This window comes from Roseovarius sp. AK1035, assembly GCF_003288315.1.
Lineage (GTDB): Bacteria > Pseudomonadota > Alphaproteobacteria > Rhodobacterales > Rhodobacteraceae > Roseovarius > Roseovarius mucosus_A.
In genome coordinates this window covers 1515006-1527927 of the sequence record NZ_CP030099.1, presented here as the reverse complement: position 1 = coordinate 1527927, position 12922 = coordinate 1515006, and the positions used below count along the sequence as shown (strand labels likewise).

The window sequence follows — 12922 nt, the reverse complement described above, 5'->3', positions numbered from 1 at the left end:
CGACCATAACGATCACAGCGCGGCACGGCAATGTGAGTTTCAGCCGTTGCTGTGATTGCTCTTAATTTGTGCAAAAATCCGTCACATCCCGACCAGAAATACCGTGAGCGTAACGCCAACCGCACCGACCAAGCACCCAAGCCCGGCCCAAAGCGCGCGCTCGGGCCAGACCGCGCGTTTGACCGGCACCGGCGCTGCGGTTTGCCGGATAAGCGCAGCCTCGACCAGCCCCGGCAACCTTGGACCATAGCGCGACAGCACCATGGCCGTGCGCCCCAGATCCCGCAGGGCGGCGCGCGGTCCAATGGTCTTTTTGATGTAGTCCTCGACCACAGGTTTTGCGACCTGCCAGATATTGATCTGTGGATTGAGGCTGCGCGCCACGCCTTCGACCACAACCATCGTGCGCTGCAACAGGATCAGTTCGGTGCGCGTTTCCATGCCGAACCGCTCTGTGACCTCAAAGAGGTAGCTAAGCAGGCTGCCCATAGAAATCTTGCTGGCATCCATGCCAAAAATCGGCTCGCCGACCGCGCGCAGCGCACGGGCAAAGGCATCGACATCCCGGTCCGCAGGCACATAGCCCGCCTCAAAATGCACCTCGGCGACGCGGCGGTAATCGCGTTTGATAAATCCATAAAGGATCTCGGCATAAACCCGGCGGGTATATTCGTCGATATGCCCCATGATACCGAAATCATAGGCAATGATATCGCCATTCCCGGAAACCTTGAGATTGCCCTGATGCATATCGGCGTGGAAATAGCCATCACGCAGCGCATGGCTGAGGAAGAGCTGCAACACCCGTTCGCCCAATTCGGCGCGATCATGTCCTGCGGCATCCAGCGCGGCATTATCCCCAAGCGGCAAACCGTCAGCCCAAGACATGGTCATCACTCGGCGCGAAGAAAGCGGCCATTGCACCGTCGGCAACTGAAACCCGGCATCCTTGGCGGTATTGGCCGCAAATTCCGAGGCCGATGCCGCCTCAAGACGCAGATCAAGTTCACCCATCACCACGCCCTCGAAATGGGCGATGACATCGGTTGGGCGCAACCGGCGCGCACCGGGGGCCAAAAGCTCGACCATGCGCGCGGCAAAATAAAAGGCGTCGATGTCGCGACGAAAGGCCCGTTCGATCCCCGGACGCAGAACCTTGACGGCAACCGCCTCGCCCGTATCGCGCAGCCGCGCCTTGTGGACTTGCGCGATAGAGGCGGCGGCCACGGGCGGGCTGAAATCATCAAAGATGTCTTCGACCGGTCGGCCGAGTTCCTGCGCGATACTGCGCTTGGCCAGATCCACCGAAAAGGGCGGTAATTTATCCTGCAACACCCGCAGATGCGTTGCCAATTCCTCGCCCACCAGATCGGGACGGGTGCTGAGGATCTGGCCAAACTTGATATAGGCAGGCCCCAGAGCGGTCAGCGCACGCGGCGCGGGCGGAGTGGCAAGATCGCCCTTGTCCCCCAGCCATTGAAACGGCCAAGCCAGAAACCGCATCGTGCCGCGCACCAAGGGTGGGGCCTCGAAGGCATCCATGATGAGGCCCATCGCCCCTGTGCGCTCCAGCGTCGCCCCGGTTCGGATGAGGCGCAGGATATTGTGCGGGCCACGCATCGCTCAGATCTTCCAGCCGGAATGCAGACAGGCAATGCCCATGCTCAGATTGCGGTATTTGGCATTCTCGAACCCGGCTTGCCGGACCATGCCCAGAAACGTCTCTTGATCGGGAAATTGGCGGATGGATTCGACAAGATACTGATAACTGTCGCGATCATTGGCGATCATCTGCCCCAGACGCGGGATGATGTTGAAACTGTAGAGGTCATAAACCTTTTGCATCAGCTCATTGGGGATTTGGCTGAATTCCAGCACCATCAGCCGCCCACCGGGCTTGAGCACGCGAAACGCCTCGTTCAGCGCCTCTTGGGGGCGGGTCACGTTGCGGATGCCGAAACTGATCGTGTAGACGTCGAAACTCGCATCCGGAAAGGGCAGCGCCATCGCATCGCCCACCACCCAATCAAGGCTGTCTGCCATACTCTCGGCCTCGGCGCGCTTGCGCCCCTCGACCAGCATCGGCTCTGTCAGATCAAGCACGGTGGCATGACCATGCCCTGCCCGCTTGAGAAAGCGAAAAGAGATATCTCCCGTGCCCCCCGCCACATCAAGAAGGCGTTGGCCTGCGCGCGGGGCCAGCCAATCCATCATCGCATCTTTCCAGATGCGATGGATACCAAGGGACATGGCATCATTCATCACGTCGTATTTACTGGCCACGCTGCCAAACACGCCGCGCACACGCCCGGCCTTTTCCGACTCGGGGATATCCTGAAATCCAAAATGCGTGGTTTTCTCGTTCATGGGCCTTGCCGCTCTTGTGTCTCGCCTTTCTTATAGGGCTATGACAGGGGGTTACAATGCGCCCCTTGTGCCCATAGAGGTCCGATATGCCAGAATTGCCCGAGGTTGAGACAGTCCGCCGCGGCCTTACCCCGGTGATGGAGGGGCAGGTGATCGCCTCTGCCTCCGTGAACCGTCCAGATTTGCGTTGGCCATTTCCGCCCAATATGGCGGCACGGCTGACTGGTCAGACCGTGACAGCGCTGCGACGACGCTCGAAATACATTCTCGCCGATCTGACATCCGGCGAGAGCCTTCTCATTCATCTTGGCATGTCGGGCCGCATGCTGGTTTCAGGCGACCCTTTGGGCCGCTTTGTCCACGATCACCCGGCCCCGGAAAAGCATGACCATGTGGTTTTTGACATGGCAAACGGCGCGCGCATCACCTTCAACGATCCGCGCCGCTTTGGCGCGATGGATCTTTTGCCCACAGCCACGGCAGAGACGCATCCCCTCTTGGCCCGGATTGGGCCGGAACCCTTGGGCAATGCATTCAGCGAACCCTATTTGGTTGCCGCCCTCAAGGGGCGCAACACCCCCATCAAATCCGCCCTGCTGGATCAACGAATCGTCGCAGGTCTGGGCAATATCTATGTCTGCGAGGCGCTCTATCGCGCGCGCCTCTCGCCCTTGCAGCGGGCCGGAGCACTCTCAGGCAAACGCGCCGCCGCCCTTGTGCCGATCATCCGCGACGTATTGAGCGATGCAATTTCTGCCGGTGGCTCTTCGTTGCGGGATTTTCGTCAGGCTGACGGGGAGTTGGGCTATTTCCAGCATAGTTTTGATGTTTACGGGCGCGAGGGCGAGCCCTGCCGCAGCCCCGGATGTAACGGCCATATCGCCCGCGTCGTACAGGCCGGTCGCTCCAGCTTCTATTGCCCGCTATGTCAAAGATAGGTTGAACGCGCGGCCAACAGTGGTAATGAATCGGCCCTGATGGAAACAAATGAAAGCTGATTTCATGGCCTATGAGACGATCATCGTCGAAATAGAAGACCACGTCGCCCTCATCAAGCTCAACCGGCCTGACGCGCTCAATGCGCTCAATGCGCAGTTGATGTCGGAACTTGCAGAGGCATTGGGAGAGGCGCAACAGAACGAAAAAGTGCGCTGTATCGTGCTGACCGGCTCGGAAAAAGCCTTTGCCGCCGGGGCCGATATCAAGATGATGAGCGAGAAGAGCTTTGTCGATGTCTTCACCGAAGACCTCTTTACCGCCGATAGCGCCGCCATCGCCCGGGTACGCAAGCCGATCATCGCTGCGGTGTCGGGCTATGCGCTTGGCGGGGGCTGCGAACTGGCGATGATGTGCGATTTCATCATCTGCTCGGACACCGCCAAATTCGGCCAGCCCGAAATAAATCTCGGCGTGATCGCGGGCCTTGGCGGAACGCAGCGCCTGACACGGCTGGTGGGCAAATCCAAGGCGATGGACATGAACCTGACGGGCCGCTTCATGGATGCCGAAGAAGCAGAGCGTTCAGGCCTCGTGAGCCGGGTGGTCCCAGCCAAGAAGCTGATGGAAGAGGCGATGGCAGCGGCACAGAAAATTGCAGAGAAATCGCAAATTTCGGTGATGGCAGCAAAGGAAGCGGTCAACCGCTCCTATGAGACGACATTGCGCGAGGGGCTCTTGTTCGAGCGGCGCGTGTTCCATTCGCTCTTTGCTACCGAGGATCAGAAAGAGGGGATGGCCGCGTTTTCCGAGAAACGCGAGGCGCAGTTCCGCGACAAGTAAGCGTTTTACACCAAAAGGGGCGCTGCCCCTCTTGGCCTACGGCCAATTCACCCCGGAGTATTTGGACCATAAAGAAACCGAAATGCGCGCCCGGATTTGACACACGCAACACCCGGGCGCGGCTTCTTCATGGGCGGTCATCGGCTCTCCAGCCTGTACCGCAGCCCCAGCATCTCACGTCAGGGTTAATAAAACCTTGCGCTTCTTTTTGGCAAAAATACTCAAACTCTGCGTTCTGCCGCCAGACGCCAACCTCTCAGATCAATCCTTCGGCAGCAAAAAGCGCCTTCACGTCCGCCTCGGGGCGCGCGCCATAGTGCCCAATCACTTCGGCCGCCGCGATACAGCCCATGCGCCCGGCCACCGCCAGCGGTTGGCCCGTCGCCAGGCCGTAGAGCAGTCCAGCGGCAAACTGATCGCCCGCGCCGGTGGTATCAACCGGGGTCACGCGATGCACCGGAACAGTGACAGTTTCATCCCCCTGAACCAGCACAACATCATGCCCCGAACGGGTGCAGACAATGAGGCCGCTTTCAGATGCCGCCTGTTCCAACGCAGAGCCCAGATCCTCGGTCTCATAGAGCGCGCACCACTCGTGTTCGTTGCCGATCACATAGTCCAACTCGCGCAAGAGACCCCGGAAGTCGTCCCGGTGGCGATTGACGCAGAACGGGTCGGAGAGGGTGATCCCGGCTTTGCCGCCGCCGGCCCGCGCCGCGCGCGCTGCCGCCTGAAACGCTGCCTTGCCCTTGGGCTTGTCAAAGAGATACCCCTCTAAAAACAAAAGTTCTGCCAGCCCGGCCACGGCCTCGGGCACATCTGCATCGTCGAGTTCGGTCGAGATACCCAGATAGGTGTTCATCGACCGCTCGCCATCTGGCGAGACAAAGATCATCGACCGCGAGGTGGGCAGCGCGCCATCGCCGCGTGGTGGATTGACGAAATCAGTACCGACCTCGGCCATCGCCGCAGCGTAGTAGCGCCCAAGATCGTCATCGCTGACCCGACCGATAAAACCTGTCGAGAGGCCAAGCGCGCCCAGTCCCGCGATGGTATTGGCCACCGATCCCCCCGGCATCTGCCGACGGTCGGTCATGTTCTCATAGAGAAATTCGGCGCGTTCGGTTTCGATCAATTGCATCACGCCCTTGTCGATGGCCATGCGCGCCAGAAAGGCATCATCGCATTGGCTGATCACGTCCACCACGGCATTACCGATGCCAACGGCCTGATATTTTGTCATAGGGTCTTGTCCTCGAATAAGCAGAGATCACGAATAAGGCAGGTGCCGCAGGCGGGCTTGCGCGCCTTGCAGGTGTAGCGGCCATGCAGGATGAGCCAGTGATGCGCGTGGCGCTGAAAGTCCACCGGCACGTTGTCTTCGATAGCGCGCTCGACAGCGTCCACCGTTTTGCCGGGGCAGATGCCGCTGCGGTTGCCGACGCGGAAGATATGCGTATCCACCGCCTGCGCCGGATAATGCCACCACATATTGAGCACAACATTCGCCGTTTTGCGCCCGACACCGGGCAAGGATTGCAGCGCGGCGCGGGAGTTGGGCACCTCTCCGCCGTAGTCCTCGACAAGGATCCGGCTGAGTTTCATCACATGCTTGGCCTTGTTGCGATAGAGGCCGATGGTCTTGATGTGCTGGATCAGCCCCTCTTCGCCCAGATCGAGCATCTTTTGCGGGGTGTCAGCGATTTTGAAGAGGTCGCGCGTCGCCTTGTTGACGCCGACATCGGTGGCCTGCGCCGAAAGGGCGACGGCAACGACAAGCGTATAGGCGTTGACATGCTCCAACTCGCCCTTGGGTTCCGGCTCTGCAGCCTCGAACCGGGCGAAAATATCGCGGACCTTATGATAGTCAAGTTGGCGTGCCATGGCTGTTCTATGCCGGGATTTGGCGGGATGCGCAACATTCGGGTCGCATGCCGTGAACCGGCGTCTTATCCTGCCTGTGAAATCACAGGAACGCCAAGATGAACGCCCAACCCGAATCCGGCTATCACTACCACGTCATGCGCCGTGCTATCGACCTTATTGATGGCCATGACGCGGCGCTGACGCTCGAGGAATTGGCGCGAGAGATGGGCATGAGTGCTGCGCATTTCCAGCGGCTCTTTTCGCAATGGGTGGGGGTGTCGCCGAAACGCTATCAGCAGTACCTGACCCTCGGCCATGCCAAGGCGCTGTTGGCAGAGCGATTCACGACGCTGGAGGCTGCCGATGCGGCGGGCCTGTCGGGCACGGGGCGGCTCCACGATCTTTTTCTGCGGTGGGAGGCGATGAGCCCCGGCGATTTTGCCCGCGGGGGCGACGGGCTGACGATCCATTTCGGCTGGTTCGACAGCCCCTTTGGTGAGGCGCTTGCCATGGGCACCGATCGCGGGCTCTGTGGCCTGGCCTTTTCCGAGGAATTCGGGCGAGAGATCGCGATGGCCGATATGCGATCCCGCTGGCCCAAGGCCGCGTATACCGAGGCGCCCGACAAAATCGCGGGCTGGGTCGATGCAGCCTTTGGCGGGCGCGGCGAGGCGGCGGTCCACATGATCGGCGCACCGTTTCAGATCAAGGTCTGGGAGGCGCTCTTGCAAATACCCTCGGGCCACGTGACCACCTATTCCGAAATCGCAAGCGCCATCGGTAATCCACGTGCGGTGCGGGCTGTGGGCACTGCGGTCGGGCGCAATCCGGTCAGCTACATTATCCCCTGTCACCGGGCCTTGCGCAAATCAGGCGCGCTTGGCGGCTATCACTGGGGCTTGCCCGTCAAGCGCGCTATTCTTGCCTGGGAGGGTGCCCGCGCCGACGGATAGGCGGAAAGTTGCAGGCAATGCCAGGTTTTTCCCCGTGAATGACCCTTGGGATACGGGTTGTTATTGCATATCATCGGCGCAGACCCGATCCATCGGGCCAGTTGAACCGAAGAGGCGAATTCCATGATACGAGCGAAAAAACCCTTATTGATGCTTTCCGGCGCATCCCTGTTGCTGGCAACCGCCTGCACCGATCCGGGCTATGTGGGTGGCACAAACCCCAACCAAAAAACCCAGCAGGGGGCGATCATCGGCGGTCTCATCGGTGCCGGGACCGGAGCGATTGTCAGCGACAGCAAGGGGAAGGGCGCGCTGCTTGGTGGCGTACTTGGTGCCGTGGGTGGCGCGGCCATCGGAAACGCGCTGGACCGGCAAGAGGCCGAGTTGCGTCAGCAACTTGACGGCGATGTGCGGATCGTCAACACCGGTGACCGCCTGATCCTGACCATGCCGCAAGACATCCTTTTCCCGGTGGACGGGGCAACAGTGGCCCCCGCGCTGCGTGATGATCTCTTCAAGGTCTCGCAGAGCCTGCAAGCCTATCCCAACACCACGGTGCAGGTCGTAGGCCATACCGACAGCGACGGCGATGCAGGATATAATCAGGGCCTGTCGTTGCGTCGCGCGAATGCGGTTGCGGATGTGCTTGCCAGCGGCGGCGTGCCTTATGCTCGCCTCCGCGCCATTGGCCGGGGCGAGGATCAGCCCGTCGCCTCAAACCTCACAAGCGAAGGCAAGGCGCAGAACCGCCGGGTCGAAATCGTTATCCTGCCCAACGCCTGATCGCGTTTGACTGAAAAGAGGGGGCTGGCCGAATCCCGGTCAGCCCCCTTATTCATTTGACTTGGATGCTTTCGAGATAGGCCATCAACGCTGCAAGCGGGCGCGGTGTGGGTGTGAGAACGCCGTCACCCACATCAAGCGGCACGGTTTCCCCCTCGAGCAGCAGACCAAATTCGGGCATGTCCTGACCCGGAAGTCCGGTGCGGTCATAGCCGTCGATCACCGACAAAACATGGGCGCGGGGGAAAACCGCATCTTTCGACAGTTGCGTCAGATCCGCCGGAGCCGGCCTGAGACCAGACGCCCAAGGGCCGTCCCCCTGCCCGGATGCCCCGTGGCATTGGGCACAGTTGGCATTATAAATTCCCGCCCCCTCGCCCGCATCGGGCATGGAGACGGTCGCTGCACAGGCCGCAAGGCCTGCGGCGGTCAGGATTGCCAAGATACGCATCGCTCGCCCCTTTGTTTTCACCAAAGGTAGCAAGAGCACCAAGGCTGCGCAACGGCCCTGATCAGGACAACTCGCCCGACAACCCCTTGTCGATCAGTGCCACAGTTTCCGTCACGCCATAAAGTGCTATGAACCCGCCAAAGCGTGGCCCCTGAGACGCCCCCAAAAGCACCTCGTAGAGCGCCTTGAACCAGTCGCGCAACGGATCGAACCGGTCACGCCCCACGGCATAGACGATGGATTGCAGCGCCTCATCCTCGGCTGGGCCATCATAGGCCAACAGTTGCGCGCGAAGGTCCACCAAGGCCTCACGTTCCAGATCAGTGGGCGCACGGTAAACCTTGGCTGGGGCCACAAAATCCTTGTAGTAGCGCACCGCATAGCCTGCTGCCGCGTCGAGATCAGGATGGGTCTCGGGGCGGGCGTCGGGCGCATAGCGACGGATAAAGCCCCAGAGTGTTTCCTTGTCTTCGGCAGCCGAGACCGAGGCGAGGTTGAGCAGCATCGAGAAGGGCACAACCATCCGGCTCTCGGGCACCTTGCCGCCGTGAATATGCCAAACCGGATTGGCCAACTGCTGCTCTAGCGTCTGTTCGGGATAGGCGCGCAATTGCTGATGATACTCATCCACGGCCCGTGGGATGACATCGAAATGCATCCGCTTGGCGGTCTTGGGCTTTTGATACATGAAATACGACAGGCTTTCGGTGGCGGCATAGGTCAGCCACTCATCAATTGACACACCATTGCCCGAGGATTTCGAAATCTTCTGTCCGCTCTCGTCAAGGAAAAGCTCATAGGTGAAATGCTCTGGCGCGGGTGCGCCGAGCGCACGACAGATGCCATCGTAAATCGGCGTGTTGGTCGAGTGGTCTTTGCCATACATCTCGAAATCAACGCCAAGAGCAGCCCAACGGGCGCCAAAATCAGGCTTCCATTGCAGTTTCACATTGCCGCCCGTCACCGGCAGGGTCCATTCGCGCCCCGTCTCATCGTCAAAGGTGATGGTGCCATCCTTGGCGTTCACCTCTTTCATCGGCACATAGAGCACACGGCCCGTTTCGGGGTGAATGGGCAGAAAGATCGAATAGGTCTGCTGCCGCTCTTCACGCAGCGATTTCAGCATGATCGCCATGATCGCGTCATAGCGTTCTGCGGCGCGGCGCAGCACGTCGTCAAACTGACCTGAGCGATAGAATTCCGTGGCCGAATAGAACTCATAGTCGAACCCAAAGGTATCGAGGAACCGCCGCAGCATGGCGTTGTTATGGTGGCCAAAGCTCTCATGCGTGCCAAAAGGGTCTGGCACAGAGGTGAGAGGCTTTTGAAGATGCTCCATCAGCATTTCACGGTCAGGCACATTGCCCGGCACCTTGCGCATGCCATCAAGATCGTCGGAAAAGCAGATCAACCGTGTCGGAATGTCGCTTATCACCTCAAAGGCACGGCGGATCATCGTCGTGCGCAGCACCTCGCCAAAGGTGCCGATATGCGGCAGGCCTGAGGGGCCATAACCGGTCTCGAACAGCACGTAACCCTTTTCCGGCGGTGCCTTTTCATAGCGCTTGAGCACGCGGCGCGCCTCTTCAAAAGGCCAGGCTTTCGAATTCATGGCGGCATCGCGCAATTCGGACATCGGTCACACTCCAGGTTTCAGCCCGCCGAAATCCCGGCAAAGCATCTGCGCTTCCTATTGCCGGGGGGCGTGACAGTCAATATTCTGCACCGCAACATAGCCCCGCGCGAAAGGCCCGCACATGTCAGAACCGATGCCCCACCCGCTTACACCGCAAGATTGCCTTGTGGCGGTGATGATCGCCGTCTCGGCCTCGGATGAGGATATGCGCACCGCTGAACTCATCAAGATCGAAAGCACGGTGAATAACCTGCCGATCTTTGCCGACTATGATCTGGATCGGCTCAGGTTGATGTCGCAAACCGTGCTCGACCTGTTTACGGTCGAAGACGGTCTTGATGCGCTCTTTGGTCTTGTGCGTGCGAACCTGCCCGAACGGCTGTTCGAGACAGCCTATGCGCTTGCCTGTGATGTGGCGGCGGCAGATGGGACACTGAACGAGCGCGAGTTGCGCCTGCTCGAAGAAATCCGCTACGAGCTGACCATCGACAGGCTGCATGCCGCCGCCATCGAACGCGGCGCACGGGCACGGCACATGCTCGCGTAAGCCAGTTCAACGTGCCGCGCCGCGAAGTGGCGGCGTTCCTGCCCGCCGCAGGATAACACCCAGACGGGCAAAGCTGTTCTTAGCGGAAACCGCCTCTTTTTCGGCCAGAAACCCGTCAAGCTCGGGCCAGATCCGTATCGCCTGATCGAGTTCGGGATCGCTGCCCTCGGCATAGAGGCCTGCCTTTATCATGGTCTCAGACCGGGCATAATTGCCCAAAAGGCTGCGCGTTCGTGAAATCAGGGTGTTTTCTTCATCCGTTGCGGCGCGCGGCAGGCTCCGCGACACGGAACGCAAAAGATCGATCGCCGGATAGCGCCCGCGCTCCGCGATCTGACGATCCAGCACCACATGCCCGTCAAGCACGCCGCGCAGAATGTCGGCAATCGGTTCCTCCATATCCGAGCCAGCGACCAGAACGGTCAGAAGCGCGGTGATATCGCCGGCCCCGTCCTCGCCCGGGCCCGCCCGTTCGCAAAGCGACATGATCAAATGCGAGGTTGAGGCCGGAAAGCCGCGCAGCGCAGGCATTTCCCCCGCCGCCGTCGCCACCTCGCGATGCGCCTCGGCAAAGCGCGTGATCGAATCGGCAAGGAACAGCACTTGCTGACCCTGATCGCGGAAAAACTCGGCCACGGCCATTGCCGTCCAGGCACAACGGCGGCGAACAAGCGGCGAGCGGTCCGAGGTGGCGGCAACGATCACCGCGCGGCGCATACCCTCAGGCCCCAGCACATGCTCGACGAATTCGCGCAACTCGCGGCCGCGCTCGCCGATCAGAGCGATCACAACAACATCGGCCTGCATGTGCCGCGCCAGATGCCCCAACAGCATGGTTTTACCAACGCCTGACCCGGCAAAAAGGCCCACGCGCTGTCCGCGCACGATGGGCAGCACCGTGTTAAAGGCCGCCATTCCAGTTTCCAGCCGCGCGCCCAGCGCGCGCCGCCGCGCCGGGGCCGGGGGCTCTGCGCGCAACGCCCGTGTCTCGGCCCCACGCAAAAGAGGCCGACCATCGAGCGGTGCACCAAAGGGATCAATGATCCGACCCAACCAGCCGTGTGACGGCGCGATGGCCTCTGCCTGCCCCAGAATCACACGGTCCCCAAGGGCAACCCCCTCGGGGCTAGACTCAGGCAAGACCATCACAGAAGCCGCCTCAAGCCGGATCACCTCGCCAGAGAGCGGCGCACCAGACCGGCGGCGAATGTCCACCCTGTCTCCTAGCCGTGCCTCAGAAGACAGGCCACTGATCCGCAAGGTATTTCCCTGCACCGCGCTGACCCGGCCTATCACCCGCGACAGACGCAGCGAAGAAAGTTCCGCCCGCAACGCCGCCATGTCCTGTCTCTGCATCGCCTGCTCCAATCATGATCCCGCAAACAATTTCTAAAGGAATCAGGGTTAAGCCTTGGTTGAAGCCACTCGAGGGAGAAGCCCCGATGTTTGAAAAGATGGAAGTATTTCGCATGGCTCATGCGTTGGCGCAGCACGCGGGTGCCCGTCAGGCGCTGGTGTCGCAGAATATGGCCAATGCCGATACGCCGGGCTATGCCGCGCGCGACATCGCAGATTTTGCGGTGGTCTACGCCTCTGATGACGGGGGACAGATGCCGCGCGCGACACGGGGCGGGCATATGCTCGGCCATGAAACGCGCCTTGATTTTGCTGTTGCCAAAGACAGGGATGCCGTCGCGGACCCCAATGGCAACTCGGTCACGCTTGAGACCGAAATGCTGCGCGCAGTGGATGTGAAACGCCAACACGACCGCGCGCTCGCGATCTACAAATCCTCGCTCACCGTGCTGCGCGCGGCGATCGGGCGGCGATAGGGGCGGAAGATGAGCGATTTTTCCAACGCCCTTTCGGTTTCAGCCAGCGGGCTCAAGGCTCAGGCGCAACGTCTGCAGCATGTGTCCGAGAATATCGCCAATGCCGACACGCCCGGCTATCGCCGCAAAACCGTATCGTTCGAGGCGACCCACGCCGGGACCGGGACCGCTGGTGCCGTCACGGTGAGCCGGGTCCACCTTGATCAGAGCGCCCCACAGCGGATCTACGATCCCAGTCACCCGCTTGCGGATGAAACTGGGCATTACCAAGGGTCCACGGTCGATCTCATGATCGAAATCGCCGACGCACGCGAGGCGCAGCGCAGCTACGAGGCCAACCTAAAGATGTTTGATCAGGTGCGGCAGATGTCTGCCGGGCTGATGGACCTGTTACGCCGATAAAGGAGATCCAGAATGGATATTACCGGATTGAATACCGCCCAGAAATACTCTGCCGCCCGCATGGCGACCGAACCGGCCGCCGGTCACGGTGCGGCGGGCAGCGCCTTTCAGACCGTGGCCAAGGATTTTGTCGCCACCCTCTCAGAGGGCGAAACCCTCGCCAAAGCGAGCATGATCGGCAAGGCTGATCCACATTCTCTGGTGCAGGCGCTTGCGCAGACCGAACTCGCGGTTGAGGCCGCCGTCACGGTGCGCGACCGTGTGGTGGAGGCCTATCAGGAAATCCTCCGCATGCCGGTCTGATCC

Annotated in this window: 15 protein-coding genes; 8 read left to right on the top strand and 7 right to left on the bottom strand. The window is 60.7% G+C overall.

The features are described 5' to 3' along the window. Nucleotides 1–81: 81 nt before the first annotated feature. Together ubiB and ubiE are read right to left on the bottom strand one after the other, a co-directional pair. Complete coding sequence (gene ubiB, locus RAK1035_RS07285) at nt 82–1620, bottom strand: 2-polyprenylphenol 6-hydroxylase (protein WP_008281491.1); 1539 nt, start codon at nt 1618–1620, stop codon at nt 82–84. A gap of 3 nt (nt 1621–1623) precedes the next feature. Next, nucleotides 1624–2367, bottom strand: a complete 744-nt coding sequence (gene ubiE / locus RAK1035_RS07280; RefSeq protein WP_008281490.1) for a bifunctional demethylmenaquinone methyltransferase/2-methoxy-6-polyprenyl-1,4-benzoquinol methylase UbiE — start codon at nt 2365–2367, stop codon at nt 1624–1626. A gap of 86 nt (nt 2368–2453) precedes the next feature. Here ubiE and mutM point away from each other — a divergent pair, with 86 nt between their 5' ends. Together mutM and RAK1035_RS07270 are read left to right on the top strand one after the other, a co-directional pair. Continuing rightward, nucleotides 2454–3305, top strand: a complete 852-nt coding sequence (gene mutM, locus RAK1035_RS07275; protein ID WP_008281488.1) for a bifunctional DNA-formamidopyrimidine glycosylase/DNA-(apurinic or apyrimidinic site) lyase — start codon at nt 2454–2456, stop codon at nt 3303–3305. A 64-nt stretch (nt 3306–3369) separates the two neighbouring features. After that, nucleotides 3370–4146 (top strand): enoyl-CoA hydratase, encoded by a 777-nt coding sequence (locus tag RAK1035_RS07270; RefSeq protein WP_008281486.1) that lies wholly within the window; start codon nt 3370–3372, stop codon nt 4144–4146. A 256-nt stretch (nt 4147–4402) separates the two neighbouring features. Here RAK1035_RS07270 and RAK1035_RS07265 read toward each other — a convergent pair whose 3' ends face one another. Beyond that, nucleotides 4403–5389 (bottom strand): adenosine kinase, encoded by a 987-nt coding sequence (locus tag RAK1035_RS07265; protein WP_008281485.1) that lies wholly within the window; start codon nt 5387–5389, stop codon nt 4403–4405. Next, complete coding sequence (nth, locus tag RAK1035_RS07260) at nt 5386–6030, bottom strand: endonuclease III (protein ID WP_008281484.1); 645 nt, start codon at nt 6028–6030, stop codon at nt 5386–5388. Before nth ends, RAK1035_RS07265 begins: the two co-directional genes overlap by 4 nt. A 98-nt stretch (nt 6031–6128) precedes the next feature. Between nth and RAK1035_RS07255 the strand changes: the two genes are divergently transcribed. Next, nucleotides 6129–6965, top strand: coding sequence for a methylated-DNA--[protein]-cysteine S-methyltransferase (locus tag RAK1035_RS07255; RefSeq protein WP_008281483.1), 837 nt, complete (start codon nt 6129–6131; stop codon nt 6963–6965). A 123-nt stretch (nt 6966–7088) separates the two neighbouring features. After that, entirely contained in the window at nt 7089–7748 is a 660-nt protein-coding gene (locus RAK1035_RS07250; protein WP_037297900.1) for an OmpA family protein, read from the top strand. Nucleotides 7749–7800: 52 nt separating this feature from the next. On the opposite strand, the gene RAK1035_RS07245 is transcribed toward RAK1035_RS07250, so the two are convergent. Both RAK1035_RS07245 and RAK1035_RS07240 read right to left on the bottom strand, forming a co-directional pair. Then, entirely contained in the window at nt 7801–8199 is a 399-nt protein-coding gene (locus tag RAK1035_RS07245; RefSeq protein WP_008281481.1) for a c-type cytochrome, read from the bottom strand. Between the two features lie 61 nt (nt 8200–8260). Next, entirely contained in the window at nt 8261–9835 is a 1575-nt protein-coding gene (locus RAK1035_RS07240) for a lysine--tRNA ligase (RefSeq protein ID WP_008281480.1), read from the bottom strand. A 121-nt stretch (nt 9836–9956) separates the two neighbouring features. Here RAK1035_RS07240 and RAK1035_RS07235 point away from each other — a divergent pair, with 121 nt between their 5' ends. Then, nucleotides 9957–10382, top strand: a complete 426-nt coding sequence (locus tag RAK1035_RS07235) for a tellurite resistance TerB family protein (RefSeq protein ID WP_008281479.1) — start codon at nt 9957–9959, stop codon at nt 10380–10382. Between the two features lie 6 nt (nt 10383–10388). Here the strand turns inward: RAK1035_RS07235 and RAK1035_RS07230 are convergent, their stop codons facing one another. Beyond that, entirely contained in the window at nt 10389–11738 is a 1350-nt protein-coding gene (locus RAK1035_RS07230) for a FliI/YscN family ATPase (protein ID WP_037297897.1), read from the bottom strand. Nucleotides 11739–11824: 86 nt separating this feature from the next. On the opposite strand from RAK1035_RS07230, the gene RAK1035_RS07225 reads away from it, so the two are divergent. Genes RAK1035_RS07225 through fliE form a run of 3 tightly spaced genes read left to right on the top strand, consistent with a single transcriptional unit; the run spans nt 11825 to nt 12919 of the window. Further along, nucleotides 11825–12214, top strand: coding sequence for a FlgB family protein (locus tag RAK1035_RS07225; RefSeq protein ID WP_008281477.1), 390 nt, complete (start codon nt 11825–11827; stop codon nt 12212–12214). 9 nt (nt 12215–12223) lie between these two features. Continuing rightward, nucleotides 12224–12616, top strand: a complete 393-nt coding sequence (gene flgC / locus RAK1035_RS07220) for a flagellar basal body rod protein FlgC (protein ID WP_008281476.1) — start codon at nt 12224–12226, stop codon at nt 12614–12616. Between the two features lie 12 nt (nt 12617–12628). Then, entirely contained in the window at nt 12629–12919 is a 291-nt protein-coding gene (gene fliE / locus RAK1035_RS07215; RefSeq protein ID WP_008281475.1) for a flagellar hook-basal body complex protein FliE, read from the top strand. Nucleotides 12920–12922 lie beyond the last annotated feature (3 nt).

What these genes read in the sequence shown, in the direction of transcription:
- ubiB (WP_008281491.1), bottom strand. Translation starts at nt 1,620, where the DNA reads ATGCGTGGCCCGCACAATATCCTGCGCCTCATCCGAACCGGGGCGACG.
- ubiE (WP_008281490.1), bottom strand. Translation starts at nt 2,367, where the DNA reads ATGAACGAGAAAACCACGCATTTTGGATTTCAGGATATCCCCGAGTCG.
- mutM (WP_008281488.1), top strand. Translation starts at nt 2,454, where the DNA reads ATGCCAGAATTGCCCGAGGTTGAGACAGTCCGCCGCGGCCTTACCCCG.
- RAK1035_RS07270 (WP_008281486.1), top strand. Translation starts at nt 3,370, where the DNA reads ATGGCCTATGAGACGATCATCGTCGAAATAGAAGACCACGTCGCCCTC.
- RAK1035_RS07265 (WP_008281485.1), bottom strand. Translation starts at nt 5,389, where the DNA reads ATGACAAAATATCAGGCCGTTGGCATCGGTAATGCCGTGGTGGACGTG.
- nth (WP_008281484.1), bottom strand. Translation starts at nt 6,030, where the DNA reads ATGGCACGCCAACTTGACTATCATAAGGTCCGCGATATTTTCGCCCGG.
- RAK1035_RS07255 (WP_008281483.1), top strand. Translation starts at nt 6,129, where the DNA reads ATGAACGCCCAACCCGAATCCGGCTATCACTACCACGTCATGCGCCGT.
- RAK1035_RS07250 (WP_037297900.1), top strand. Translation starts at nt 7,089, where the DNA reads ATGATACGAGCGAAAAAACCCTTATTGATGCTTTCCGGCGCATCCCTG.
- RAK1035_RS07245 (WP_008281481.1), bottom strand. Translation starts at nt 8,199, where the DNA reads ATGCGTATCTTGGCAATCCTGACCGCCGCAGGCCTTGCGGCCTGTGCA.
- RAK1035_RS07240 (WP_008281480.1), bottom strand. Translation starts at nt 9,835, where the DNA reads ATGTCCGAATTGCGCGATGCCGCCATGAATTCGAAAGCCTGGCCTTTT.
- RAK1035_RS07235 (WP_008281479.1), top strand. Translation starts at nt 9,957, where the DNA reads ATGTCAGAACCGATGCCCCACCCGCTTACACCGCAAGATTGCCTTGTG.
- RAK1035_RS07230 (WP_037297897.1), bottom strand. Translation starts at nt 11,738, where the DNA reads ATGCAGAGACAGGACATGGCGGCGTTGCGGGCGGAACTTTCTTCGCTG.
- RAK1035_RS07225 (WP_008281477.1), top strand. Translation starts at nt 11,825, where the DNA reads ATGTTTGAAAAGATGGAAGTATTTCGCATGGCTCATGCGTTGGCGCAG.
- flgC (WP_008281476.1), top strand. Translation starts at nt 12,224, where the DNA reads ATGAGCGATTTTTCCAACGCCCTTTCGGTTTCAGCCAGCGGGCTCAAG.
- fliE (WP_008281475.1), top strand. Translation starts at nt 12,629, where the DNA reads ATGGATATTACCGGATTGAATACCGCCCAGAAATACTCTGCCGCCCGC.